Origin of the sequence: Exiguobacterium sp. s127, assembly GCF_018618695.1 — a bacterium.
Taxonomy (GTDB): domain Bacteria; phylum Bacillota; class Bacilli; order Exiguobacteriales; family Exiguobacteriaceae; genus Exiguobacterium_A; species Exiguobacterium_A oxidotolerans.
This window is the reverse complement of sequence record NZ_JACSMO010000003.1, coordinates 160,004-186,427: the sequence shown is the minus strand read 5'-3', so window position 1 is coordinate 186,427 and position 26,424 is coordinate 160,004. Positions and strand designations below refer to the sequence as shown.

Here is a 26,424-nt window from a genome sequence, read left to right as displayed (position 1 = left end):
GTAAAGGAAAATAATCTCTGTTCACAATGTGCCCTTACATCATGAAACCGAGGGAAACGAAGGCGATAATGATTGTAATCATAAGAATCGTCAGCGTAATGGCTAACGGATTTTTGACAAAGGGTTGCTTTAACCGTTCATTCCGCACATGTTCAATTCGTGAAGAACGTGGTGGTAAGCTTGATTTTGGTTCTTCTTGTCGGTTCTTTCGTTGATCGTATTTACTCAATTTCATCACCTTTTCTAAAAATAAGGATAGTACTAGTTTACACTGAATCGGCTGATGAAAAAAAGACCTCTTCTAATCGTTGTTCCCAATCCAAAATTTCAATCGTATGCCTTTTTTGCGGTGATTGCGTTGTCGTATTACCGCAAATATCACAGCACCGGTCCTGGACGATCGGTTGCTCATCAAAATGATTCAAGATGAACGTTCGTCGACACGTTATACTTTGAATATAATTTATCATTTGCATAAGTTCACGTAAACGTATCTTTTTTCGCTCTTCTTGCCAAGCGATGATGTTCTCACGCGACCAGCGATCACTTAGTTGCGATTTTAATAACCGATACGCCGGATCTTCGACATCTAACCCTAAACGCCGTTCCATCGTTTCAAGCGGTTCCTGACGTGCCATGCCCGCTAACAATTGATCAATCCAAAGCACAGGGGCATACTGCTTTTCGACTAAAAACTGCTGTAGACGGTGATCCCCCTTTGCATAGAGCAGTAGCGCTGTCGACGGCTCTCCGTCTCGCCCTGCCCGACCGACTTCCTGCATATAGGCTTCAATCGTCGCCGGCATCGAGTAATGGATGACGGTCCGGACATTCCCTTTATTGACCCCCATACCAAATGCGCTTGTACAGACGAGACACTCAATCTCATCGTGTAAGAATTGTTGTTGAATCAATTGACGATCCTCTGCTTCGAGTCCTGCATGGTAGTATGTCGCCTTCGTGATTAGACGTGCGACACGCTCTGCTTCGTTTCTTGTCGTCGTATAGATGACACACGGACGTTCTACCTTCGTTAACCAGTTTACCAGCACATGATCTTTTTGATCAGGCTCAACGTCTTCGACGATAAATTGAATTTCCGGTCGATTGACGGAATGCCGGATAATCGTCGGGTCCGACAGCTCTAAGCCTCTTAACATATCCTGTTCCACTTGTTTCGTTGCTGTTGCCGTCAAAGCTAAACAAGTCGGGTTTCCGAGTTGTTTCTTTACGATTCCAAGCTTCGCGTACTCGGGGCGAAACTCATGACCCCATTGTGAAATACAATGCGCTTCATCCACGACGAATAAATTAATGTTTGTTTGCCGAAGCCGTTGTTTGACGTTCGGCATCGCCAATTGTTCCGGTGACAAATACAAATACCGAAGTTGACTCAGATGACGTAAAATCTGCTCTTTTTGGTCTCTTGTTTCGTGCGACGTCAATTTAGCGACGGAACGTTCACCGCGACTTTTGATTTGCATGACTTGATCTTCAATCAACGATAAGAGCGGCGAAAGGATGACGGTCAACCCTTCTGGCAACAAATAGGACGGAAGTTGATAACAGATCGACTTCCCTCCCCCGGTCGGCAAGATGGCGACCGTATCGCGACCTGCTAAAACGGACGCAATGATGTCTTTTTGACCGGCTCGAAAGCGGTCATGCTTAAAATAACGTTTTAAGACAGTCTCCATCATCTCTCCTCCCATCTTTTTCGCGCTAACGCGATACGGATTTGAAAATAATCGGTCTCAAGCTTCAATTCACCTTTAATTCGTTTCAACGAAAATGTCTCGTTTTGATTTGCTACTTCAATCACTTCTTTAAATTGTGCATCCGATAAGAATTGGCTCCGCGGGAATACGTCACTGTACATCGCAATTTCGACGAGGTGATCTTCCATCGTGCTCTTCTTCAGGCGGCGCCGCTCGGAGATTTCATTCAAAGCAAATCCGTTACGTAACATATCCCACGTTTTCTGTGCTGATTGTGTCATCTTCGATTGATCAATATCTTCACCAAGACGTAAAATCAGTCCTGCTTCATCCAAGTGACGCAGACATTTTCGCCAAGCCATCATAAATTCCAAGCGGAGCGACAAGACGTCACTGTCAAGTTTCTCTTCAAGTTGCGGGTAAGACAAACCTGTTTTCAACCCCGACAAGCGGTAGCTGATGAGCGTCGCTTCTTTTACCGACAGCTGACGCAACGCCTCTCGTAATTCATGGTACACCTGATCAATCCACTGCGTACGCTGCGGCATCCCTTTGACGTATCGCCGGACCCAGTCCTTTATCGCGACGTCTTGCTGAACCGGTACGAAAAATCGTTTTTGTTCGAGACAAACGACGGTTTGAATCAAAAGGCTTAAGCGTTTCCATAAAATGATTGGAAATCCACGCAATTCACCGCCCATGTCATCGATTAAAAACGGTACTTTGATCGAGGATTCACCAAGCTCCGTGATGCGCAACGTTTCCGCTCGTTCAATGAATCCCTGCTGTTCCAGCTCAAGCAGTAGCCGATCGAATGTTTCTCGTCGAAAGGGCAGCACCCCAAAGACAGTTTCTAATTCATAGAAATGTGCATCCTGGAGTGATGTTGCCGAACGTTTTCCTTGAAGGATATGAAAGAGGCTACGATCTGTCCGTTCACCCCGGAGACGACTAATGGTTTCTAACAAAACTTGATTGACGACAGTCAATTTCATCCACTCCCCCTCACCTTCGATCGGTTTGATTATATTTAAAGTATCGTCTTCATTCGTTTATATGTATAGCATAATTAGCTTGGCCTTTCCAAACCTCTTTCTTAGATTAACGCACCTACTGCGCCTTACCCGACTATTTCCATCGCATCCTGTTACTTTGTTTGAATACTTCTACCGCTTCCTCATTGAAAAGAACGCATGAGTCCGATACAATGACATATAGATGAGAACAATACTAGATCAATCATGTTTTCGAATAGAGAGGAGAAATACAAAATGGCTAAATTTACGATTGTCGATAAAGACACGTGTATCGCTTGTGGCGCTTGTGGTGCCGCAGCACCTGATATCTATGACTATGATGACGAGGGCTTAGCATACGTCATTCTAGACGATAACAAAGGGACAGCAGAAATCCCGGAAGCATTGTTCGATGACATGATTGACGCATTCGAAGGTTGCCCAACTGATTCAATTAAAGTGGCAGACGAATCATTCGAAGGCGACGCATTAAAATACGAATAAGTATTTGACAGTATGGTAGCTTCACGCCATGCTGTTTTTTTATGACCATACATCAAAAAAGCTGTACGTCTCGACCCAATCGGTCGAGCCGTACAGCTTTTTTTAACAAGAATACCTGAATGATCGTTATCGTTTCCCTTTGATGTACGGTACACCAACAGCTTTTGGTGCATCGGCGCGACCGACGACACCAGCAAGTGCAAGGATCGTTAAGACGTAAGGCGCAATCAAAAGATAGACTTGAGGAATTTGATCGAGTAATGGTAACTGTTGTCCGATGATCGAGATCGCTTGAGCGAAACCGAAGAACAAGGCAGCTGCCATTGCACCGAGCGGATTCCATTTTCCGAAAATCATCGCGGCGATCGCAAGGAAACCTTGCCCGAGAATTGTCGTCACGCTGAAGTTCAATGAAATCGAAGTTGCATAAACTGCACCCGCAAGACCACCGAATCCACCTGAAATCATGACTCCGATAAAGCGCATCTTCGTGACGTTAATCCCCATCGTATCTGCTGCCATCGGGTGTTCTCCGACAGAACGGAGACGAAGACCGAATGGTGTCTTAAAGACGACGAACCATGCCACAACTGCTAAGATGATCGCAATGTACGAGGTATAGTAGACGTTTGCAAAAAACATTTTTAAAACAGGAATATCAGATAGGAACGGCACATTCTCTTTCGAAATCCGGTTCGGAATCGAGTCTGTTTGTCCTTTTCCATAGAAGGCACGCACTAAGAAAATCGCAAGGCCAACTGCTAAGATATTGATTGCGACACCAAGTACCGTTTGGTCGGCACGGAACAAAATCGCAGGCACTGCAAGGAATAAAGCGAAGATTGCCCCGATGACGATAGCGATTAACATCGCAATCCATGGACTAGCAGCGCCGAATCCCATCTTCGATAATGTCAGGGCTGAAACAACACCCGTGAATGCACCCATGACCATCAAGCCTTCAAGCGCGATGTTGACGACACCAGAACGTTCACTGAAAATACCACCGAGCGCTGCGATGATCAATGGAGCCGAATAGGCAAGCGCGATCGGTACGATAATATAAAGTACATCTAGAAAGCCCATTATTTATCGGCTCCTTTCACTTTTTTGCCTTCTGCTCTTTTAACCGTCAGCTTTTCGATGACGAGACGGATCGCGTAACCGGAAGCGACGAAGATGATGATGAAGGCGATGATGATTTTAATCAGTTCTGGTGGAATCCCGATTTGTTGCATCGACAATCCGCCAATGTTGAGTCCGGCAAATAATAATGCGGCCAAAACGACTCCGATCGGGTTGTTCGCACCAAGTAAGGCGACGGCGATTCCGTCAAATCCAACACCCGTAAAGGATGCGTTTAGCGTCATGTTTTGGAATGTCCCTAACCCTTCCATCGCACCAGCAAATCCAGCGAATACACCAGAGATGACGAATGAGAGAATGATGTTCTTGTTGACACCCATACCGGCATACTCTGCAGCACTTTTATTAAATCCAACTGCACGTAACTCGTAACCGAGCGTCGTCTTCCAAAGAATGAACCAGAAGACGAGTGCGGCGACGATGGCAATGAAAATCCCATTGTGCAAACGCGAAAAATCCGTTAACTCTTGCAAGAATGGTGAAGCCAACGAAGCCGTTTCTTTGACTGAATCTGTCCGCTCGTTTTTGATTCCGATGACGTGACGTAAAATATCATTCGTCACATACAACGCGATGTAGTTCATCATGATTGACGTGATGACTTCATGGACATGGAAACGCGCTTTTAAAATACCTGGAACCGCAGCCCAAAGTGCCCCCGCTAAACCCGCTCCGATTAACGCGAGTGGCAAGTGGATTGCTGTCGGGAGATCGAAAGAAATCCCGATCCAGACCGCGACCATCCAACCGACTAAAACTTGACCTTCAACCCCGATGTTAAATAATCCCGTTCGAAAGGCAAAGGCGACGGCGAGACCCGCAAAAATCAATGGTGCTGCTGCACGCAACGTTTCTCCGATACTATACGGTTCACCAAAGATTCCGTAAAACAGTTGATCAAATCCAGCGATTGGGTCATAACCACCAATCAACATGACGATGGCACCAACTACCATACCGAGGATAATTGACAAGATTGGAATCAAAATCCCATAAAAACGTTCGAGTTTCATGAACGACCTACCTCCTCTTTCTTACCGCCAGCCATCAGGAAGCCGAGTTCAATTTCATTCGTTTCCTTAGGATCGAGAAAGGCTACTGTCCGTCCTTCATACAGAACAGCAATGCGGTCTGAGACTTGTAAAATTTCTTCGAGTTCAAACGAAATCAAGAGGACAGCGCGTCCTTTTTCCCGTTCAAGTACTAACTGCTCATGAATGAATTCAATTGCACCGACATCGAGTCCACGTGTTGGTTGCGCAGCAATTAATAAGTCAGGTGAACGATCGACTTCACGCGCGATGATGGCTTTTTGCTGGTTCCCGCCCGATAAGGCGCGAGCAAATGTTTCAGGACTTGGAGTTCGGACGTCGAACTTCTCAATTAACGTTTGAGCTTTTTCCATGACCTGCTTGTAGTTCATGATGCCTGCTTTTGAATACGGTTTTTGATAGTACGTTTGTAAGACCATGTTATGACCGATTGAATAATCAAGAACGAGTCCATGTTTATGACGGTCTTGAGGAATATGACCGATGCCCGCTTCCGTCACTTTCCGCGGCTTGAGGTTTTTGATTGATTTGTTGTTTAAGAATACTTCTCCGCTTTCGGCTCTTCTTAATCCTGTGATTGCTTCAATCAATTCAGTTTGACCATTCCCATCAATCCCTGCAATCCCGACGATTTCGCCGGCTCGAACATCTAAGTTCAGTCCGTCGACTGCTTTAATCCCACGACCGTCTTTAACGACGAGGTTTTTTACATCGAGAACGAGTTCTTGTGGATTTGCCTTGGAATACTCCGCATCAAAGTTTACTTCACGGCCAACCATCATTTCAGCGAGTCTCGACTGTGTCATCGTTTCATCGATATCAACTGTACCAATGTACTTACCACGACGAATCGTCGTACAGCGATCTGCCACTTCCATGATTTCCTTCAATTTATGTGTGATCAAGATGATCGACTTACCTTCAGCAATCAACCGATTCATGATTTGAATCAATTCTTTGATTTCCTGAGGCGTCAATACAGCCGATGGTTCATCGAAGATGAGAATGTCAGCTCCACGATACAGTGTCTTTAAAATCTCGACACGTTGTTGCATCCCGACTGAAATATCTTCAATTTTTGCATCTGGATCTACCGCAAGACCATACTGCTCCGAAATTTGGCGTACTTTCTCCCGGGCAGTTGCGCGGTCGATTTTGAGACCAGATTTCGGTTCTGCACCTAAAATGATGTTTTCCGTGACGGTGAAATTTTGAACGAGCATGAAGTGTTGATGCACCATGCCGATTCCAAGATCATTCGCGACGTTCGGACTTGTAATATTAACTTTTTCACCGCGTACACGAATTTCTCCAGCCTCAGGCTGATACAAACCAAATAAGACGTTCATCAGCGTCGATTTTCCGGCACCGTTTTCACCAAGTAAAGCGTGAATCTCACCTTTCCGAAGCTGGAGCGTGATATTATCATTTGCGACGAAACTGCCAAACTCTTTTCGTATGTTTAGCATCTCAATGACGTATTCCAAGAAAATCCACTCCCATGTTTAGTTTAAAAGGGGAGGCCGCAATGCTAGCGACCCCCGCTTCCATTTTATTAAAGTGATGCTTCGTACTCTTTATACTCATCGTCAGTTGCTGGAACTGTGATCTTTCCATCGATGATTTGCTTTTTGTAGTCTTCGACTTTCGTCAAGACGTCTTTTTCAATGTTGTCTTGTGAAGGTGCGATATCAACGCCGCCGTCTTTAAGACCGAATTCTACGACTTTACCTGCTGGGAAGTTGCCATCTTTCGTATCTTTCGCAACTTGTTCAACTGCTGTATCAACACGCTTAACCATTGACGTCAATGTAACGTTTTCTGGCATACCTTCTTCGACTTGGTCACGGTCAACACCGATGACCCAAACATCTTCACCGTTTTTCTTACGGTTTTTCGCTTCTGTGAAGACACCTTGTCCTGTACCACCAGCTGCGTGATAAATCACGTCAACTTTCTTGCCGTACATCCCTGAAGCGATTGCTTGTCCTTTTTCAGCAGCATTGAAATCTTCTGCATATTGAACTTCAACTTTTGCATCTGGGTTGACAGCCATGACGCCTGCTTTAAATCCACTTTCAAACTTTTTGATTAAGTCTGAGTTTACGCCACCGACGAATCCGACTTTATCTGTTTTCGTAGTAAGACCCGCGACGACACCGACGAGGAACGAACCTTCGTTTTCCTTGAAGACGATTGACGCGACGTTCGGCTTATCAACGACCATATCGACGAGTGCAAAGTTCTTGTCGTCAAACTGATCCGCTACTTTACCGATGTCTTCTGCCATCAAGAACCCGATTCCGAGAATCAAGTCGTAGTTCGCACGTGCTAATTGTTGTAAGTTCGGTTGATAATCCGATTGTTTTGCTGATTGAAGGTATTTGTAACCAGTTCCTTCTTCCAAATCGTTATCTTTACCGAACTTCTGAATGCCTTCCCATGCAGATTGGTTGAATGATTTATCATCAACACCGCCTGTATCTGTGACCATACCTACTTTGAAGCCGTCTTTTTCGCCGCTTCCTGAATCTTTAGAATCATCGTTGCTACCACATGCTGCGAGTACCGAACTCATTGCTAAACCTGTTGCTGCTAATGCGAGAAGTGACTTCTTTTTCATCTGAAATAATCCCCTTTCGAATATGGTCATACAAAGTTCCTGACTACGTCAAGCACCTGAGGCTGGTGATGAGGAGCGTTACGTAGGTTGGCGGAAGCGCTTTCAGTAAAACTCCTAAAACAATCGATTATACACGTTTACGGATGACATGGAAATCAAACTTATCCGCACGGAAATAGTTCGCTGAATAAAGAACGGATCGGTCGAGCTCATCATAATGCGTTTGTCGCAACGCGAGCAAGGGTTGGTCCGTATGTAATTGTTCAGCGATTTTCGGATCGATTCGAGGTTCGATATGCGTCACCGCATGTGTGACCCGACGACCTAGTTCTTTTTCTAGTGCGTCGAACAGTGAAGTCGAGGACGTAAACTGTTCTTCATTTTTAATATAATGGCTTGGAATCTTATCGACGCAATAGACAACAGGAACATCTCCTGCAAGTCGGATTCGTTCGATTCGATAAACCAGTTCATCCGGACCAAGTTGGAAACGTTCTCGGTCACGTTCTGTCGGTTGGACCATTTCTGAAGATAAGACTTCAGACGTTGGAATCATCCCAGCGCGCGCAATCATCTCCGTCACACTGTACAATTCTTCAATCCCCGACGTGAATGGTGGTCTTGCATTGATAAACGTACCGACACCGTGTTTACGGATGACGATGTTCTCATCTTCAAGAATTCGTAAAGCCTCCCGAAGAGTCGCTCGACTAACGCCAAGTTGCTTTGAAAGTTCAAACTCTGAAGGTAGTTTCTCGCCTTCCTTGTAAACGCCGTCATCGATGTCAGACTTAATCTTTTCAATCACTCGTAAGTAAAGCAAACGATGATCTAATTTAATCGACATGACGCATCTCCATCCTCTATCTAGTTGTAACCAGTGCTCAGACTTCTGACGTATGAGAACTCCAGCCAAGATAAGTATATGACGTCGAACACAATCCTGCAATCATTTTGTAACAGGTTAGAAGTCTGACTTCTGGCGCTTTTGTAACCCTTTTCATATCGTATCTATTGTTGGAAGAAAATAGGGCGTTCTACCTAAGAATGCCCGCTCTTCCTTTGACGCTTATTGTTCAGGTACTTCTGTTTTACCTGAAATGACTTCTTCTTTCGCTTGTTCGAGCATGTCGAGTGTCTTTTTCGAGATTTTTTCTGACTCAATGATATCAACGCCTTGCTCTTTCAAACCGTAACGAATCGTCTCTCCACCTGTGAGTTTTCCAGCTTTCGCTTCATTCGCTGTATCTTTGACAGCTAAGTCCACTCGTTTGATGACAGATGTCAACGTGACATCTTCTGGCATGCCTTCTTCTTGTTGGTCACGATCGACACCGATGACAGCAACTTCTTCTCCATTTTTCTTCCGGTTTTTCGCTTCTGTGAAGACGCCGTTTCCTGTTCCACCGGCTGCCGGGAAAATGATATCTGCCCCTTTACCATACATGCCTGCTGCGATTGCTTGTCCTTTTTCAGGTGCAGCGAAATCTTCTGCGTACTGTACGTCGACTTTGATGTTCGGATTAACGGATTTTGCCCCAGCTTCAAAGCCTGCCCGGAAGCGTTCGATTACATCCATCTTCATTCCACCGACAAACCCGATGTGATCTGTTTTCGTTTCCATCGCGGCAACGATTCCCGCAAGGTAGGCACCTTCGTTTTCTTTAAACGTAATCGATGTCACGTTGTCTCCTTCGACGACGTTATCGATAATTGCAAACTGTGTATCTTTAAACTGATCGGCAACCGTTTTGATATCTTCATTAAACGTATTCCCAATCCCAAAAATCAAATCTTCTCCCGCTCGTGCAAGACGCGATAAGTTCGGTTGGTAATCTTGTTGCGATTTTGATTGAAGGTACGAGTAACCCTCATTTTTCTGAAGGTCGTTTTCTTTTCCATACGCTTGCAGACCTTCCCACGCCGACTGGTTAAACGATTTATCATCGATTCCGCCTTTATCGGCAACCATTGCGACAGAAAACTCGTCCTTGTTTCCCTTTGCACTATCATCTGAACCTCCACATGCTGCGAGTCCCACTGTTGCTACCGTCATTGCTGATACAAGTACTTGTTTTTTCTTCATTGTCATTCATCTCCTCTTCCATTTATGTGAGCGCTTTCATTATCTATTTGTGTAAAAGTCGCTCACTTACCTCTGTGAGAGGTAGGTCAACTCATATGACTGAGTATGACAAAACATGCGTATAAAATCAACAGACGTCTGACAACTATTTTCCTGAAATCGTTCTCATTTAGACTTTTTTTAATATTTTCTTACACGTAAAGAAAACCAACGCTCATTATGTGAACGCTGGTTCTCTGTTATTACTTAACGTCCGATGACGCGGCGTGGTTTCGATCCTTCTGACGGACCGACGAGGCCATTCTCTTCTAATGCATCGATTAGTCGTGCAGCGCGATTATAACCAATCCGATACTTCCGCTGTATCATTGACGTCGAGGCTGTATCTTGCGTCAAGATGAACTGAACAACCTCATCATATAACGGATCGTCGACGTCAGATTCACTCTCAGGAACATCTTTTGGAATCATCGCTTCCACGTACTGTGCTTTTTGTTGACTGATGACATGGTTGACGACTTTTTCAACCTCTTCGTCTGATAAGAACGCCCCTTGGACACGAACAGGTTTATTCATCCCATTTCCAAGTAGTAGCATGTCTCCTCGTCCGAGTAGCTTATCTGCCCCGCTCGTATCGAGGATGGTGCGAGAATCCGTTCCACTCGATACGCTGAAAGCAATCCGAGACGGTATGTTCGCTTTGATGACACCCGTGATGATATCGACACTTGGCCGTTGTGTTGCGATGACCATATGAATTCCTGCTGCCCGTGCCATCTGAGCAAGACGCATGATGGCATCTTCGACTTCGTTTGAAGCGACCATCATCAAATCTGCTAGCTCATCGACAATGACGACGATGTAAGGTAGACGTTGATGGACTTTCTCTTCCGCATTCATCTTATCAATCAATGCATTGTAGCCTTCGATGTTGCGGGCGCCGTTCTGACTGAAGATTTCATACCGCCGTTCCATCTCTGAAACGACTTGTTTTAAGGCTTGCGCCGCTTTTTTCGGGTCGGTGACGACGGGTGCGAGAAGATGCGGAATGCCATTGTAGACATTCAACTCAACCATTTTCGGATCGATCATCATCAAGCGGACTTCATCCGGTCGTGCCCGCATCAATATCGAGACGATCATCCCATTGATACAGACTGACTTCCCGGATCCCGTCGATCCTGCGACTAACACGTGTGGCATTTTGTTTAACTTCGCCGTCACGGTCTCTCCCGAGATACTCCGTCCAAGAGCGACAAGTAATCGATCAGGATCGGCTTGAACGCTTTCTGCTCCGAGGACTTCCCGAAGTGAGACCATCGCCACTTCACGATTCGGCACCTCAATCCCGACCGCTGCCTTTCCCGGAATCGGTGCTTCGATTCGAATGTCCTTCGCAGCGAGCGCGAGCGCCAGGTCATCTGCGAGTCCCGTAATCCGACTTAGCTTGATTCCTTGATGCGGTTCAATTTCATACTTCGTGACACTTGGACCTAAATGAATTTTTAAGACCTTTGCCCCAATCCCAAACGACTTTAAAGTCGCAATCAATTTCGTTGCATTGTCCTTGAGGCGTTTGTTCTCACCTGATAAATCTTTTGATGTCGGTTCCATCAATAATTCAAGAGAAGGCAATTGGTATCCGTCCGGTGTTTCAGTCATCGTCAACGGACCTTGTAGTTCAGCCGCCTGCGGTTCGACATGGTCCGCGAACCCGATGATCGGGACGTCTTGAATACTCTCCACTGCATCTTCTGGTTCGTTTTCCGGAAGTGACGGCACAGTAGTCTCCTGTTTAGCTGTTGTTGGTTTTGCTTGCCGTTCGAGTGGTTTACGTTCTTTTTGTTTTTTAGCCTCTTTGACAGGACGCTCCTTGCGTTCAGGTAAAGATCGCTCACGATTTCGAAACGCTTCCACCCGCTCGAGCATTCCATGCGCCAGTTCACTGAAGAATAACGGATGAAGCAGGTGCACGCTTGTGCCAATTAAAAACAACCCAATCAAGAAGGCACCAAAACTCGAAATGTAATAGGCCGATCCTTGATAGAGCCAAGCATTTAATGTACCCCTCGGCTCTCCTAATATTAAATCAATCCAAATTAAAAGACCGGCTGCGAGTAAACTGATCGCCCATTTTTTTTGTCGCTCGAGTTGCGATAGGAACAAGAGGAGCAAACTCCCTGACAAGCCATAAAGCAACGAGCCGAATTGACCGACCGTATCAAAAGCGAACTCGGCGAACTTCTCACCGACTCGTCCAAATTCTCCTAACGCAAGAAGATAGGCTAGTAATAACAAAACAGCGAAAACACCTACATATGTACGATATTGAATCGGAGGGCGTTGTTTTTTAGCCGGCGGTCGTTTCCGTGCCGTCGTTTGTTTGCGAACAGGTTTCTTTTTTGTCGTCGCCATCTATACTACCTCCTGATAAAAAAACGACTCAGCTGACCAGGAATTGGTCGATCTGAGTCGCTCTTCTTGTTAAATCTCCATGATGATCGGCAAAATCATTGGACGACGTTTTGTCTGTTCATATAGATAAGAACTCAGCTTATCTCGGATCAACGACTTCATTTCAGTCCAATCGAGTTCTCCCGTTAATTTTCCTTGGAGTTGTTTCGCGACGATTCGGTTAGCCTCATTGATCATATCTTCTGACTCACGCATGTAGACGAATCCACGTGAGATGATTTCTGGGCCTGACACGATCGTTTTGTTCTTCCGACTAATCGTGATGACGCAGAGAACGACACCATCTTGAGACAAGAGACGACGGTCACGTAAGACGATGTTCCCGACATCTCCTACACCAATCCCGTCAATCAACACATTTCCGGCATTCACTTTACGTGACATACGTGCTTTACGTTTTTCAAATTCGACCACATCACCATTTTCAATAATGAAGATGTTGTTTGCATTGACACCTACCGTCTGTGCGAGACGACTATGCGCTTTTTGCATCCGGAATTCTCCGTGAATCGGAATAAAGAACTTCGGTTTGATTAAGTTGAGCATCAACTTCAAGTCTTCTGCGTGACCGTGACCAGACACGTGAACTTTACGTTGGTTATAAATGACGTTCGCCCCGGCACGGAACAACAGATCGATTGTTTTCGAAACCGATTTCTCGTTCCCTGGAATTGGTGACGCTGCGACGACGACTGTATCGTTAAGACGGATGTTGACTTGTTTATGTGCATTGCGTGCCATCCGTGTTAATGCCGCCATCGGCTCGCCTTGTGAACCGGTCGTCAAGATGACGACTTGGTTATCATCGAGGCGATTGATTTCTGATAACTCAATCAATGTTTTTTGCTTGAACCGTAAATAGTTCAAACGTTGCGCGACTTCGACGATGTTGACCATACTTCGTCCGACGACTGCAACTTTCCGGTTATTCGCTTCGGCCGCTGCGAATACTTGTTGCAAGCGGTGAACGTTCGATGCGAACGATGCAACGATAACACGACCTGGTGCTTCATAGATGACGTCGTTCAATTCGGACCCGACCGTCGACTCTGAACCGGACATCCCTGGCCGCTCTGCATTCGTTGAATCAGATAGAAGACATAAAACGCCCCGTTGCCCGATTGCTGCAATCTTACCGAAATCTGCTTGTTTCCCGTCAACTGGTGTGTAGTCAAACTTGAAATCCCCCGTATGAACGATGGCTCCTTGTGATGTTTGGATACAAACCCCGACCGCATCCGGTATCGAGTGGTTGACGCGGAAGAACGTAATGAAATGTCCCGCAACGGTTAATTTCGTCTTGGCATCAATTGGACGAAGATCTGCCTTCTTCAATAAACCGGCTTCTTTTAATTTGATTTCAATCAATCCGAGTGTCAGGCGTGTCCCGTATACAGGCACTTTCAAGTCACGTAAGACGTAACTGAGTGCGCCGATATGGTCTTCGTGACCGTGCGTGATGAAAATCCCTTGAATCCGTTCTTTGTTTTCCTTCAGATAACTTATGTCTGGAATGACTTTGTCAATTCCAAGCATCTCATCTCCTGGGAACATCAAGCCAGCATCGATTACGAAGATGTCCTCGTCGAGTTCGACGACGTACATGTTCTTACCGATTTCACCAGCCCCACCAAGAGCAAAGACGCTTACTTTTTCCGTCTTTTTCTTTGACACAACATGACCTCCTATTTGTATTCACTTTTCGTGAGCCGTCCACTTATCACTATCACTATTCTAGCCGAACTTTGCCTTCCTGCCAACAACGGGACTAGGAAAATTAAAAAAAAACGTCATACCGAATCAGAACATGTCCGGTATGACGCTTCATCAGGATTCAAGCAAGTGCTCGATTTCCTCAGTTCGATTGGCCTTTTCTTGCTTACTCGGTCGTGCACCGGACTTCAATTCACTTAAAGAATAATTGAAATTCATCTCGAAATGCGGATAATCAACAAAACGCTTCCAGTCGCCACCCCACTCAAATCCAAGGGCTTTACCAACATCGGCGACCTCTCGCCAATCACTCTTGCCTGTTTGATTGCCATCGTAGTCAATGTCATATGAAATCCCGCCATCAATCATTTGTACGAAGTCAATCGCTAGACCGTAGTTATGCATTGATTCCCCGCCACGCGCATTTGTTACGATGTCACCAGGCGTTGAACGACCTTGTGCATAGAGGGCATCCTGTTGTTTTTCAGTGCGATAACCTTGCGTGATTCGAATATCGATATCGTAGCAAGAGTGGCTAATTCGAATCAAATCCTCTGCCCCTGCTTCGACTGCCGGGTGGAGCTGTTTGAGGTTGTCGCGACTAGCATTAATCAAACGGTTCTCCCCTGCTACATCCCGGGGACAGCTGTCAATTCCTAAATCTGGTTGGTCTAGTAGAACAGACGGTAAACGATTTGTTGAAGCGGCAAGAAACAACCCGACCGCGAACATCGCGAATAAAAACAAGATCCAGGCAAAGATTGTCCCTCTCTTCATTAGCGACGGAACTTCTTCCGTAATCGCTTCAGAATCGGTAGACCTGTTTCAAGCACAAGATAAAGAGGTTTGTTGAGAACGTAATCAAATTCTCCGATTTTTTCAATCATCGTACTGCCCCAGCCCGACTTGAATGCGTATAACCCTGCATAGTGATCATCCGGGTCCGTCGATCCACTGACGCCACCAAAATCATACGATACGGCGCCGTGCGCTTTGGCATATTGCATCATCGTCCACTGCATCAAGTGATTCGGCATGAACTCACGATACTCATTTGACGACGCACCATATAAATAGTAAGAACGACGACCGGCAAGCGTCAATAATCCGCCAGAGAGAATGACGCCGTCCGGATGCTTCGCGGCAATTGCCATCAACTCAGTTTTTGATTTCTCAGCCTTGTCGATTTGTGCTGTCGTCTGTTCGAGACGATTGTTCAGACTCTTGATTTTTTTCTCCGTCGTCTCCTTTTCAAGCTGTCGGTGGATTTTTGCCAATTCGCGATCAGCTTGTAACAATAATGCTTCCGTGCTTTCAAGTGCCTTCGCCGCATCAAGTTTTGTTAAAAAGAGTGCCGCATCCCCGTTCGGACGCAAATGATCATAGAGATTTTCGAAGTAGTCAAGACCACGGATCGAGAACCCGTCCCGTTCGCCCGTTTCGACCATCAACTTCGCGAACGTTTTCAGTTCTTCACGACTCGCTTCATAGCAAACAATTCCTTTTCGTTCAGCCAGTCGGACGTTGTAGCGAAACTTTGAATGAAACCGATCAAAGATTTCTTTCTCCGTTCCTTCAAGGCTCGTCTCCATCGTAAAACGCGGTTGCGCATGATCGAAGCCGCCACCAAAACCATTGTGCTTAAATCCGAGGGCCATCATTTCTGTCAGCAGTGTCGGGTCCTCATCACGATCAATGTTCGGATCCAATTTGATGGCGATGGCTTTATGTTGTTTTGCCACCTTAATCGCGAGATCACGCAGTGCTGTGACGGCTTCTTTATTTGCATAATCGACGACAAATCCGCGCGGTGCGTAACATAACGTAAACGGTAGTTTCGGCACTTGCTTAAATAAGAGTAAAGCGACACCGATTGGTTGACCGTCCGGCGTTCCAACAGCAATCCGCTGATGGGTCCATCCTGTCGCCTGTTTGACGTCTCCCCATGCCGGCAACTGTAATAAGTCCCCTTTTGGATGTGTTTTAACAAACGCTTCAAATCGTTCTGTCGTTAATTCAAGTGGTTGATAATTCACTGCTTTTCCTCCAATTGGCGTATCATCTCTTTGACGATTTGTTCTTCGTCGAGTGGTGTTTTTTCGTCACCAATGATTTGATATTTTTCATGCCCTTTTCCTGCGAGAATGACGATATTATCGGGACGTGCAAGACTCGCTGCATATCGAACGGCTTCGACTCGATCGCCAATTTCGACGAATTGGTCATGAAGCATCCCTGACGCAATCCCTGATGTGATCGACTCATAAGACTCAAAGCGCGGATCATCCGTCGTGACGATGACCGTCCCGGCATAGGTCGATGCCAATTGTCCCATCATCGGACGTTTCGTCACATCCCGATTTCCACCTGTTCCAATCAAGAAAATAATCTTCTCTTTCGGGACATCGACGAGTGCCTTCAGACATTGCTCGATTCCATCTGGTGTATGGGCGTAATCGACATAGACATTATACCCGTCGATCGGTAAACGTTGCATCCGCCCTTGGGCTGGCTGAATCTGAGTGATCGCGTTCGAAATCTCAGGTAAACGATAGCCGAGTGATAATAAGATACCTGTTGCGAGCAACAAGTTATAGACGTTAAAACGACCAATGAATTGGACCGTCAATTCAATCGACTCTTCTTGATAATCCATCGTAAATGTCGTCTCTTGAAGTGTCTGTGTAATGTTGTGTGCCTGCAAATCCGCGGGCTGATCAATGCCATATGTTAACACGCGCGCACCCGTCATCATCTCAAACAATTCACTTGTCGCATCGTCTGCATTCAAGACGGCTACCTTTTCATCCGATAGGCGCTGTCCGAGTTGTGCAAACAATAACCCTTTTGCGCGGGCGTAGTTTTCGAACGTCTTATGGAAATCGAGATGGTCATGCGTTAAGTTCGTAAATCCTGCCACATCAAAATCCGCGCCCGTGACACGTCCTAGCTCTAATCCATGCGACGATACCTCCATAATGACGTCTTCAACGCCCTCTTGGTACATCTGATGGAAAAATGCTTGCAGTTCCGAGCTTTGTGGCGTCGTATTCCGACTTGGAACGACACGGTCACCAATCTTCACTTCGACGGTCCCGATGATTCCTGTCTTACGCCCTAGGCGCGCCAAGACGTCACGAACAATCGTCGTCGTCGTCGTTTTTCCGTTTGTTCCTGTAATGCCAATCATCCGCATTTTTTCGGAAGGATAATCATAGAATTTCCCTGCAAGTTCAGCGATTGCCCGCGTCGTACTTCTGACAAGAATGACAGGAATCGTCACATCGAGCGCGTGTTCAGCGATGATTGCAATTGCTCCGCTCGATTCAGCCTGTCGAGCGTAATCGTGTCCATCTACTGTATATCCTTTAATCGCGACAAATAATGTCCCAGGCTTCACGTCACGTGAATCTGTCGTCAAAGAGACGACTTCCGCATCTACCATCCGTTCAATTTTTTGAATTTGGATGGCTTCGATTAATTCAGCTAAATTCAAGGGTATTCCTTCTTTCTCGACAACATGTTTTCTGTATGGTTTTTTTAGTTGAGAGCTTCTCTCACACGGTTTCTTCTTCCATTTCCGGTAAGATATACGCTTTTGCTGGTGGTTCTTCGAAGATATGTGTGATCAATCCTTGAATATCTTCTTTAGTGATGCGCTCCACCTCTTCGATGACTTCTTCTAACGTCGGGTGTTTTTCCAGATGAAGTTCATTTCGTGCATTTCGGTTCATGTGACTTGATGTTCCTTCATTCCCGAGAATGAGTGAACCTTTCAGTTGCTCGATGCCATCTTCAACTTCTTTATCCGTCAAACCATTCGCGAGCAACAGTTTGATTTCTGCTTCTAAGACATCTTCGACTTCCTTCAGTGTTTCGTGTGAAGTACCGACGTAAATCGTGAACGTCCCATGGTCGTCAAATGTCGTGTAGTACGAAAAGACAGAGTACGCCAGTCCGCGTTCTTCACGAATGGATTGGAACAAGCGGCTAGACATCGTCGCTCCGAAGGCATTATTCAATAATGCAAGTCCCGGTAAACGATCGTCCGTAGAATCGATTGCACGGAAATTATAACAAAGATGGACCTGTTCTGTATCCTTTTCCTTACGGATTACATCATTTTTTAGTTCGGGAAGCTGAATCGGACGCGAGATTTCACTCGGTGTCATGACACTGAACCGCTCCTTCACTTGTTCCACTAAAGCATCCGATACGTGACCCGCAATCGAGATGACGATTTGGTCCGGTGCATACGCCTGTTTCATGTATTCCGTAATCATCTGCCGATTGATTTTAAGAACACTCTCTTCCGTCCCAAGGATTGGTCGCGCCATGACGTCCTCGCCATAGGCTGCGATCGCGAGCAGTTCATGGACGAGATCATCTGGTGTATCTTCGTACATCTTGATTTCTTCGATGACGACCCGTTTCTCTTTTTCGAGTTCTTCTTCGTCGAACGTCGAGTCGAGGAACATATCCGCTAGGACATCAAATGCCGTCGCTGCATGTTCATCTAATGTCTTAACGTAATAACACGTTTGATCCTTACTTGTGAATGCATTAATATTTCCACCAAGTCGGTCGAAGTAAACCGCAATCTCTTTCGCCGAGAACTGTTCTGTCCCTTTAAAGACCATATGTTCGATTAAATGACTGATTCCATGTTCCTCAAGCGTTTCTGTTCGTGAGCCGGCCTTGATGAAAATTCCTGTTGCTATGCTCCGCGCGCTCGGCATCCGTTCGATGATGATTCGTACTCCGTTTTGTAGCTGTATCCGTTCGACCATAATAGTTTCCTCCTGAATCGGAAACAAGGTGGCCCTCGTTGCGACATCCGCACCGTTGAGCCACCTTGTTTTCATTAGTTACGACGTGGTGGACGTTGTCCGTCACGTGGTGGGCGAGATCCTGTATCCCGACGTGGCGGGCGGTTGTCACGCTCTGTTTTTTTCTTTTCATCGTATGCTGCACGGTCTTCCGCGCTCATTCCTTCAACGAGAAGGATTTTATGTGAGGCGTTGACACGACCTTTATCATCAACTTCTGTGACACGGACTTTCAGCTTGTCGCCGAGTTTGACGACATCTTCCGTTTGACCGACACGATCAAGTGCAAGCTCAGAGATGTGGACGAGTGCGTCTTTTCCTTTGAACAACTCAACGAACGCTCCGAATTTCTCAATCCGGCGGACTGTCCCGTCAAACTCTTCACCGATGACGACTTCACGAACGATGTCCTCGACGAGTTGACGTGCACGATTAATGCCATCTTGATCTGTCGATGCGATAAAGACCGTACCATCTTGGTCGATATCAATCTTGACGCCTGTTTCATCGATGATTGCATTGATGACTTTACCGCCGGGTCCAATCACATCACGGATTTTATCCGGATTGATTTTGAGGGTTACGATTTTCGGTGCATATTTCGACAACTCGACACGTGGTTCTGCAATGATCGAATTCATGTGTTCAAGAATGTGCAAACGGCCAAGGCGTGCTTGTTCGAGCGCCTCTTCAAGAATTTGACGCGTGATGCCGCCAATCTTCATATCCATTTGTAAAGCAGTTACACCATCTTTTGTTCCTGCGACTTTAAAGTCCATGTCGCCGAGGTGATCTTCCATACCTTGAATGTCTGTTAAGATTGAATAATTTTCGCCTTCTTTAATTAATCCCATCGCGATTCCTGCAACTGGTGCTTTAAGCGGGACACCGGCATCCATCATCGCGAGGATTGATCCACAGATTGAGGCTTGTGAAGAAGATCCATTTGATTCAAGCACTTCCGAGACGAGACGAATCGTATACGGGAAATCTGTTTCTGATGGCAAGACAGGCTGTAAGGCACGCTCTCCAAGTGCTCCGTGACCAATTTCACGACGACCTGGTGCACGCATTGGACGCGCTTCCCCGACTGAGAACGGCGGGAAGTTGTAATGGTGCATGAAACGTTTTTCTTCTTTCAAACCAAGTCCATCGATGATTTGTGCGTCTCCAGCGACACCAAGCGTCGCGACAGACAAGACTTGTGTTTGACCACGTGTAAAGAGTCCAGAACCATGAGCACGTGGCAAGAGACCGATTTCTGAGTCGAGCGGACGAATTTCAGCAAGTCCACGACCATCCGGACGTACTTTATCTTCTGTGATGAGACGACGAACTTCCGCTTTGACGAACTTATTCAATACACCAGAAACTTCAGCAAGTTGTGCTTCCGTGACCGACTCGTCGGCTGCGTAAAGATCAATATATTTTGAGATGACTTCGTTGATCGCGACGTCACGCGCTTGTTTTTCTTCGACTTGAACCGCTGTCGTGACTTCTGCTAATGCTTCCGTCTTCAGACGCGCAACAAGTGCTTCATCAAATGATGACACCGTGTAGGCAAATTTCTCTTTCCCGACGGCAGCAACGATTTCCTCTTGGAACGCAATCAATTCTTTGATGACGTCATGTCCGAGAAGAATCGCTTCGAGCATCGCTTCTTCCGGTACTTCCTTCGCACCGGCTTCGACCATGTTGACGGCATGTTTTGTCCCTGCGACTTGTAAATCGATATCGCTTGCTTCCGACTGACTTGCCGTTGGGTTGATGATGAACTCTCCATCAACGCGACCAATCGTCACACCAGCGATTGGACCGTCAAACGGAATATCCGAGATGGAAAGGGCAATCGAAGCACCAATCATCGCTGCGACTTCTGACGAGTTGTCCGCATCTGAAGAAAGAACTGTCGTCGCGACTTGAATGTCATGACGGAATCCTTCTGGGAAGAGTGGACGAATCGGACGGTCAATTAATCGTGATGTTAAAATCGCGTTTTCTCCAGGACGGCCTTCACGTTTTAAAAAACCTCCTGGAATTTTACCTGCTGCGTATAATTTTTCTTCATAGTTCACTGTTAATGGGAAGAAATCCAAGTCTTTCGGTTGCTTCGACGCAACGACTGTTGCGAGGACGGCTGTCTCGCCATAGCGAATCATCGCTGCCCCGTTCGCTTGTTTGGCCAGTTGACCGATTTCAATTGTTAAAGTACGTCCACCGAGTTCGGTCGAAAACGTCTGTTTTGTTTGTGACATGCACAAATCTCCTCTCACTACTATCCGTTTTTTCATTCAAATCTAATTATGTAGGTTCTTGCGCCAAATGTCCACGAATCGGCAAAAAAAAGAAACAGGAGACAATGCTCCTGCTTCCACTTGTCCTTTTAGTCGGATTAGCGACGAAGACCAAGACGCTCGATCAATGAACGGTAACGAGCAACATCCTTGTTACGAAGGTATGTGAGCAAGTTACGGCGACGACCGACCATTTTCAAGAGACCACGACGTGAGTGGTGATCCTTTTTGTGTGTACGTAAGTGATCGTTCAAAGTTGTGATCTGTTCAGTTAAAACAGCAACTTGTACTTCCGGCGAACCAGTATCGCCTTGTTTCGTAGCATAAGCTTCGATAATTTCGTTTTTACGTTCTTTAGTGAGTGCCATTGTCACTCCACCTCCATCTTTTGAATGACCGTATTGCCGAGCATCGGATGGTGAGACCTGATGCCAAGTCAATCGGCTGTACGTGATCGTACTGACTTATCATAACGAACCGCTATTCTTCTGTCAAACGTTTAAACGACGTGCCGCTTCGATTTTATCTTGAGCGAGTTGTGCTTTTAAGCTCTCGATCCCGTCGAATGCCCGTTCGTCACGTAAATAGGCGATCCACTCCAGTTTTAATTCTTGGCCGTATAAATCTTCGTCAAACTGAAGTAAGTGGGTTTCCACACTGACTTCTCCTGTTTCATAAAAGGTCGGTCTCCGTCCGATGTTCGTCATCGCGGGGAATGTCCGTCCATCTTCTAAATGGACATGTGTCGCGTATACCCCGAGTTTCGGAATGACATACGCAAACTCCGGACGGATATTAGCAGTCGGAAAGCCGATTTGTCTTCCTCGTGCATCGCCATGAATGACTGTCCCTTTAATTTGATACGGTTCCCCGAGTAAACTCGCTGCCGCTTCGACTTCACCAGCCGCTAACAGCTTTCGAATCCGCGTCGAACTGACTTTTTCATCATCTGCTTGCTGTTCAGCGACAGTCGTGTGTGTGAATTGACCGCGACTATGGAAATCGAGTGTTGCCATCTTTCCAGCTCCGAATCGTCCGTAAGAATAGTCAAATCCGGCGACGATATGTTTCGCACCCGCCGCAATCAAGTACGTATCGACGAACTCTTGCGGGGACAACTCGGAAAACGCAATCGTGAACTCAATCACGTAAGCCCGGTCGATTCCGAGGTCCGCCATCTTCTCGAGCTTTCGATCAAGCGGGGTGATGTAACGGATTTGATCGTCACTTTTTCCGAGGACCTGCTTCGGGTGCGGGTCAAACGTCATCACAGTGACAGGGAGATTGAGCTCCTCGCCTTTCTCGATTGCCGTTTGCAAGACATGTTGATGCCCTAGGTGAACCCCATCAAAGAATCCAAGTGCAATGACTCCCGACTCCGCTACCGGTTTTTCCGGATATGTTAAATGAATGATTTCCATCCCTATCTCTCCGATCTTAATCGATTTGTAACATGACCTCGACACGCCCCATATTGATTTCAGGGTCTCGGCGATAAATCGCTAACGGTACGTCCTCTTCATTATAGACAGTAAACAGTTCGAATTCATCCGGAATGCTTGCAAGCTTTGCTCCGTTTAAAACCCGAGTTGCCGTTTCAGCGTCAACAGTCATCCGTGGCCACTTTTGAATGACTTGTTCAATTGGTAAAACGTACGCCATCCGCTCCTCGACCGTCTCACAGCCTTCGAGCATCGCAAGTGTGACCGTATCACCCTCTTCAATCGCACCCGACGCTGTTCGTCGCAAGTGACTCATGTGCGCTGCATAACCGAGCAACTCTCCGATTTGAACAGCAAGCGTCCGGATATATGTTCCTTTTCCGCAGGCAATCTCCATGTGAAAGCGGCACGTGTTGTGATCGAACGTCAAAGGAGACGTTCGTTTTAATTCGTGAATCTCAACGATGCGCGTTGGTCGTTCGACTTCGATTCCTTTTCGTGCATATTCGTATAGCTTTCTTCCATTGACTTTAACAGCAGAGTAGTACGGCGGGGTCTGTTCGATTTGCCCAGTCAATTGCCCGAGAACTAAATCGATTTGCGCTTCCGTCACTGCCCCTTGCATCACGCCAGTCGTCTCGACCGTTTCCCCATGGGCATCTTCTGTCGTCGTCGAAAAACCAAGCGTCACTTCCGCTACATACCGTTTTCCTTCATCCGTGATGAACCGTGCAAGTTTTGTCGCCCGTCCTAAACAAATCGGTAAGACGCCTGTGACTTCAGGATCAAGCGTGCCGGTATGTCCGACTTTCTTTGTTTGAAACAAACGGCGCAATTTAAATACACAATCGTGACTCGTCATACCCGCTGGTTTGTCTAACGGTAGTACACCAATCGGTTCCATCTCTCATCATCTCCTAAAAAAAGGGCAACCACGCCTGTGGTTGCCCTGTTCATGTGTCAATCCTTGTTCAAGTTCCGGAGCAACTCATCAATCCGCGATCCATACTCGACCGATGTATCAATCTCGAACATCAATTCAGGAGTTTTGCGTAACCGGATGCGTGACCCAATTTCTTTACGCATGAATCCTTTTGATTTTTCAAGACCGATCCGTGCCTCTTCGCGTACTTTCTCGTCACCAAGCACTGAATAAAAAATCGTTGCTTGCTGTAAATCACCCGTCACTTCGACACCTGTTACGGTAATCGCTTTGACACGGGGATCATTGACGTCTTTGATGAGCATTTGCGTAATCTCTTTACGAACTTGTTCTGCAACACGATTTGAACGTACACTCATGTGAATTCCCTCCAGTTCGGATATTCTCCGTTCTGTTACTTCCGTTTTACTTCTTCCATGATGAAGGCTTCGATAACGTCATCGACTTTGATGTCGTCATATTTCTCAATCTTGATTCCACATTCGTAGCCGGTTGCGACTTCTTTGACGTCGTCTTTAAAGCGACGTAGTGTATCAAGTTTCCCTTCATAAATAACGATGCTGTCACGGACGACACGAACACCTGCTGCACGTGTCAGCTTACCTTCAGTCACGTAACCACCAGCAATCGTTCCGACTTTCGAAACTTTGATGACGTCACGGACTTCAGCTTGTCCAATGATTTTCTCAACGAATTCAGGGTCAAGTAACCCTTTCATCGCTTGTTCGATTTCTTCAATCGCATTGTAGATGATTTTGTGAAGACGAATCTCAACTTTTTCTTGATCTGCCATTGATTTCGCGTTGCCGTCTGGACGGACGTTGAAACCGATGATGATCGCGTTCGCTGCTGAAGCGAGGATGACATCACCTTCTGTGATGGCACCAACACCTGAGTGAACGATGTTGATTTTAACGCCTTCGACATCAATTTTCTTGAGTGAACCAGCGAGGGCTTCGACTGAACCTTGAACGTCACCTTTGATGATGATGTTTAAGTCCTTGACTTCGCCTTCTTTGATACGATCAAAGAGATCTTCGAGGCTGACTTTCGCCGAATCGCGACGTTGTGCTTCGATTTCACGTTGGTAACGTGCTTCACCGATTTGACGCGCTTTTTTCTCATCTTCAAACGCGAAGAATTGATCACCGGCTTTTGGTACATCGTTTAAGCCTGTAATTTCGATTGGTGTTGATGGACCGACTTCTTTCACACGGCGACCGATATCGTTGACCATTGCCCGGATACGACCGAACGTATGACCGACGACGACTGGATCTCCAACGCGAAGTGTCCCGTGCTGGACGAGTAACGTCGCAACCGGTCCACGACCTTTATCGAGTTTCGCCTCGATGACCGTACCACGCCCGTGCATTTCTGGTGTTGATTTGTATTCTTGAACTTCTGAGACGAGAAGAATCATTTCGAGTAACTCATCGATTCCTTCGCCTTTAAGAGCAGAAACCGGTACGAAAATCGTATCGCCGCCCCAATCTTCCGCAACGAGTTCGAACTCTGTCAATTCTTGCTTGACGCGGTCCGGATTCGCTCCTTCTTTATCCATCTTGTTGACGGCAACGATGATTGGTACGCCTGCTGCTTTAGCGTGACTAATCGCTTCTTCCGTCTGTGGCATGACACCATCATCTGCTGCAACGACGATGATTGCGATATCCGTCACATCTGCACCACGTGCCCGCATCGTTGTAAACGCTGCGTGACCTGGTGTATCGAGGAATGTGATTTTTTTGTTATCGATTTCAACTTGATATGCTCCGATGTGCTGCGTAATCCCACCTGCTTCGCCCGCTGTTACTTTCGTATTACGGATCGAGTCAAGAAGTGTTGTTTTACCATGGTCAACGTGACCCATGATCGTAACGACAGGAGGACGTTCCGAGAGTTCGTAGTTATCAAGGTCGAGTTCATACGCATCGAAATCCGTTTCGTCGACTTGGACTGATTTTTCAACTTCGAAACCGAAGTCTGATGCTAACAATTCAACCGTCTCATCGTCGAGATCTTGGTTGATTGTCGCCATGACGCCCATGCCCATCAATTTCATGATGAGTTCGTTTGGTTTTTTCGCCATTTTTTCAGCAAGTTCACCGACCGTCAAGTTATCCGCGTATTGAACGACGTTCGCCATCGCTTCTTCTTGTGCACGGCGTGCTGCTTTCCGTTGACTTGATTTCGAGTTCGGGTCAGCGACTTCTAACTTGCGTGGTTCTGTTTTTTTCTGGTTCGGACGACGTTTTCCACCGCGGTTGTTGCGGTTTCCGAATTCTGGACGTCCGCCTTTTGTATTACGTGATTGATTGCCTGCTGGTTTATTAGTAGTAGTTCCTGGTCTGTTCGGTTTATTGTCTGATTTCACTTGTTTTGGAGCCTCCGTTTTTTGAGCCCGATGTTTCTCGGGATTAAATACTTTGTCGAGTTGCTGTACTGTCTGTTCATCTAATACTGCCATATGATTCTTGACGGGTTTCTCAAGCTTTTCAAGCTGTGCGATGACCTGCTTACTTGTTACGTTTTGTTCCTTAGCGAATTCGTATACACGTTTACCCAAAGGATCCACCTCCA

Annotated in this window: 22 protein-coding genes; 1 reads left to right on the top strand and 21 read right to left on the bottom strand. The window is 46.3% G+C overall.

What is annotated here, in order from left to right:
* Window positions 1-34: 34 nt before the first annotated feature.
* The 3 genes from KNP98_RS05880 to KNP98_RS05870 are packed head-to-tail and all read right to left on the bottom strand — an operon-like array spanning window position 35 to window position 2,713.
* Entirely contained in the window at window positions 35-229 is a 195-nt protein-coding gene (locus KNP98_RS05880) for a hypothetical protein (protein WP_029330697.1), read from the bottom strand.
* Window positions 230-266: 37 nt separating this feature from the next.
* On the bottom strand, window positions 267-1,697 hold the full coding sequence (locus KNP98_RS05875) for a RecQ family ATP-dependent DNA helicase (protein WP_251135142.1): 1,431 nt from the start codon (window positions 1,695-1,697) through the stop codon (window positions 267-269).
* Window positions 1,697-2,713, bottom strand: a complete 1,017-nt coding sequence (locus KNP98_RS05870; protein ID WP_214810853.1) for a YpbB family protein — start codon at window positions 2,711-2,713, stop codon at window positions 1,697-1,699. Before KNP98_RS05870 ends, KNP98_RS05875 begins: the two co-directional genes overlap by 1 nt.
* Before the next feature lie 276 nt (window positions 2,714-2,989).
* Between KNP98_RS05870 and KNP98_RS05865 the strand changes: the two genes are divergently transcribed.
* Window positions 2,990-3,238 (top strand): ferredoxin, encoded by a 249-nt coding sequence (locus KNP98_RS05865; RefSeq protein ID WP_012370689.1) that lies wholly within the window; start codon window positions 2,990-2,992, stop codon window positions 3,236-3,238.
* A 126-nt stretch (window positions 3,239-3,364) separates the two neighbouring features.
* Here the strand turns inward: KNP98_RS05865 and KNP98_RS05860 are convergent, their stop codons facing one another.
* The 18 genes from KNP98_RS05860 to infB all read right to left on the bottom strand — a co-directional run bounded on the left by KNP98_RS05860 (window position 3,365) and on the right by infB (window position 26,410).
* Window positions 3,365-4,324 (bottom strand): ABC transporter permease, encoded by a 960-nt coding sequence (locus KNP98_RS05860; protein WP_029330703.1) that lies wholly within the window; start codon window positions 4,322-4,324, stop codon window positions 3,365-3,367.
* A complete protein-coding gene (locus tag KNP98_RS05855; RefSeq protein ID WP_088837335.1) occupies window positions 4,324-5,397 on the bottom strand; it encodes an ABC transporter permease in 1,074 nt (357 codons plus the stop codon). The genes KNP98_RS05860 and KNP98_RS05855 overlap by 1 nt, the downstream gene beginning before the upstream one ends.
* A complete protein-coding gene (locus KNP98_RS05850; RefSeq protein WP_088837336.1) occupies window positions 5,394-6,923 on the bottom strand; it encodes an ABC transporter ATP-binding protein in 1,530 nt (509 codons plus the stop codon). The genes KNP98_RS05855 and KNP98_RS05850 overlap by 4 nt, the downstream gene beginning before the upstream one ends.
* A 68-nt stretch (window positions 6,924-6,991) precedes the next feature.
* Complete coding sequence (locus KNP98_RS05845; protein ID WP_029330708.1) at window positions 6,992-8,059, bottom strand: BMP family lipoprotein; 1,068 nt, start codon at window positions 8,057-8,059, stop codon at window positions 6,992-6,994.
* A 127-nt stretch (window positions 8,060-8,186) separates the two neighbouring features.
* Window positions 8,187-8,906 carry a GntR family transcriptional regulator gene (locus KNP98_RS05840; protein WP_029330710.1) on the bottom strand — a complete coding sequence of 240 codons (720 nt, stop codon included), beginning with the start codon at window positions 8,904-8,906 and terminating at the stop codon, window positions 8,187-8,189.
* A gap of 222 nt (window positions 8,907-9,128) precedes the next feature.
* On the bottom strand, window positions 9,129-10,145 hold the full coding sequence (locus tag KNP98_RS05835) for a BMP family lipoprotein (RefSeq protein WP_159172426.1): 1,017 nt from the start codon (window positions 10,143-10,145) through the stop codon (window positions 9,129-9,131).
* A gap of 246 nt (window positions 10,146-10,391) precedes the next feature.
* A complete protein-coding gene (locus tag KNP98_RS05830; RefSeq protein ID WP_214810851.1) occupies window positions 10,392-12,560 on the bottom strand; it encodes a DNA translocase FtsK in 2,169 nt (722 codons plus the stop codon).
* 69 nt (window positions 12,561-12,629) lie between these two features.
* The gene (locus KNP98_RS05825) at window positions 12,630-14,294 is read right to left on the bottom strand and encodes a ribonuclease J (RefSeq protein WP_029330716.1); all 1,665 of its coding nucleotides are present in this window, start codon (window positions 14,292-14,294) and stop codon (window positions 12,630-12,632) included.
* A 153-nt stretch (window positions 14,295-14,447) separates the two neighbouring features.
* Complete coding sequence (locus KNP98_RS05820; protein WP_088837339.1) at window positions 14,448-15,110, bottom strand: M15 family metallopeptidase; 663 nt, start codon at window positions 15,108-15,110, stop codon at window positions 14,448-14,450.
* On the bottom strand, window positions 15,110-16,369 hold the full coding sequence (locus KNP98_RS05815) for a lipid II:glycine glycyltransferase FemX (protein ID WP_029330720.1): 1,260 nt from the start codon (window positions 16,367-16,369) through the stop codon (window positions 15,110-15,112). The genes KNP98_RS05820 and KNP98_RS05815 overlap by 1 nt, the downstream gene beginning before the upstream one ends.
* The gene (locus KNP98_RS05810) at window positions 16,366-17,829 is read right to left on the bottom strand and encodes a UDP-N-acetylmuramoyl-L-alanyl-D-glutamate--2,6-diaminopimelate ligase (RefSeq protein WP_088837340.1); all 1,464 of its coding nucleotides are present in this window, start codon (window positions 17,827-17,829) and stop codon (window positions 16,366-16,368) included. Before KNP98_RS05810 ends, KNP98_RS05815 begins: the two co-directional genes overlap by 4 nt.
* A 61-nt stretch (window positions 17,830-17,890) precedes the next feature.
* The gene (locus KNP98_RS05805; RefSeq protein WP_214810849.1) at window positions 17,891-19,123 is read right to left on the bottom strand and encodes a M16 family metallopeptidase; all 1,233 of its coding nucleotides are present in this window, start codon (window positions 19,121-19,123) and stop codon (window positions 17,891-17,893) included.
* A 74-nt stretch (window positions 19,124-19,197) separates the two neighbouring features.
* Window positions 19,198-21,417: a polyribonucleotide nucleotidyltransferase gene (gene pnp, locus KNP98_RS05800; RefSeq protein ID WP_088837342.1), complete on the bottom strand. Its 2,220-nt coding sequence runs from the start codon at window positions 21,415-21,417 to the stop codon at window positions 19,198-19,200.
* Window positions 21,418-21,554: 137 nt separating this feature from the next.
* Window positions 21,555-21,824, bottom strand: a complete 270-nt coding sequence (gene rpsO, locus KNP98_RS05795; protein ID WP_023468676.1) for a 30S ribosomal protein S15 — start codon at window positions 21,822-21,824, stop codon at window positions 21,555-21,557.
* 123 nt (window positions 21,825-21,947) lie between these two features.
* Complete coding sequence (locus KNP98_RS05790) at window positions 21,948-22,877, bottom strand: bifunctional riboflavin kinase/FAD synthetase (RefSeq protein ID WP_159172422.1); 930 nt, start codon at window positions 22,875-22,877, stop codon at window positions 21,948-21,950.
* Window positions 22,878-22,893: 16 nt separating this feature from the next.
* Window positions 22,894-23,802: a tRNA pseudouridine(55) synthase TruB gene (gene truB, locus KNP98_RS05785; protein WP_214810847.1), complete on the bottom strand. Its 909-nt coding sequence runs from the start codon at window positions 23,800-23,802 to the stop codon at window positions 22,894-22,896.
* A gap of 56 nt (window positions 23,803-23,858) precedes the next feature.
* On the bottom strand, window positions 23,859-24,200 hold the full coding sequence (gene rbfA, locus KNP98_RS05780; protein ID WP_029330730.1) for a 30S ribosome-binding factor RbfA: 342 nt from the start codon (window positions 24,198-24,200) through the stop codon (window positions 23,859-23,861).
* 35 nt (window positions 24,201-24,235) lie between these two features.
* Window positions 24,236-26,410: a translation initiation factor IF-2 gene (gene infB, locus KNP98_RS05775; protein WP_251135141.1), complete on the bottom strand. Its 2,175-nt coding sequence runs from the start codon at window positions 26,408-26,410 to the stop codon at window positions 24,236-24,238.
* Between the last annotated feature and the right edge of the window lie 14 nt (window positions 26,411-26,424).

Excerpts from the sequence above, each read along its gene's own strand:
- KNP98_RS05820 (WP_088837339.1), bottom strand. The coding sequence starts at position 15,110 with ATGAAGAGAGGGACAATCTTTGCCTGGATCTTGTTTTTATTCGCGATG.
- KNP98_RS05875 (WP_251135142.1), bottom strand. The coding sequence starts at position 1,697 with ATGGAGACTGTCTTAAAACGTTATTTTAAGCATGACCGCTTTCGAGCC.
- KNP98_RS05865 (WP_012370689.1), top strand. The coding sequence starts at position 2,990 with ATGGCTAAATTTACGATTGTCGATAAAGACACGTGTATCGCTTGTGGC.
- KNP98_RS05805 (WP_214810849.1), bottom strand. The coding sequence starts at position 19,123 with ATGGTCGAACGGATACAGCTACAAAACGGAGTACGAATCATCATCGAA.
- truB (WP_214810847.1), bottom strand. The coding sequence starts at position 23,802 with ATGGAACCGATTGGTGTACTACCGTTAGACAAACCAGCGGGTATGACG.
- KNP98_RS05855 (WP_088837335.1), bottom strand. The coding sequence starts at position 5,397 with ATGAAACTCGAACGTTTTTATGGGATTTTGATTCCAATCTTGTCAATT.
- KNP98_RS05835 (WP_159172426.1), bottom strand. The coding sequence starts at position 10,145 with ATGAAGAAAAAACAAGTACTTGTATCAGCAATGACGGTAGCAACAGTG.
- KNP98_RS05840 (WP_029330710.1), bottom strand. The coding sequence starts at position 8,906 with ATGTCGATTAAATTAGATCATCGTTTGCTTTACTTACGAGTGATTGAA.
- pnp (WP_088837342.1), bottom strand. The coding sequence starts at position 21,417 with ATGTCACAAACAAAACAGACGTTTTCGACCGAACTCGGTGGACGTACT.
- KNP98_RS05845 (WP_029330708.1), bottom strand. The coding sequence starts at position 8,059 with ATGAAAAAGAAGTCACTTCTCGCATTAGCAGCAACAGGTTTAGCAATG.
- KNP98_RS05830 (WP_214810851.1), bottom strand. The coding sequence starts at position 12,560 with ATGGCGACGACAAAAAAGAAACCTGTTCGCAAACAAACGACGGCACGG.
- KNP98_RS05870 (WP_214810853.1), bottom strand. The coding sequence starts at position 2,713 with ATGAAATTGACTGTCGTCAATCAAGTTTTGTTAGAAACCATTAGTCGT.
- KNP98_RS05860 (WP_029330703.1), bottom strand. The coding sequence starts at position 4,324 with ATGGGCTTTCTAGATGTACTTTATATTATCGTACCGATCGCGCTTGCC.
- rbfA (WP_029330730.1), bottom strand. The coding sequence starts at position 24,200 with ATGAGTGTACGTTCAAATCGTGTTGCAGAACAAGTTCGTAAAGAGATT.
- rpsO (WP_023468676.1), bottom strand. The coding sequence starts at position 21,824 with ATGGCACTCACTAAAGAACGTAAAAACGAAATTATCGAAGCTTATGCT.
- KNP98_RS05790 (WP_159172422.1), bottom strand. The coding sequence starts at position 22,877 with ATGGAAATCATTCATTTAACATATCCGGAAAAACCGGTAGCGGAGTCG.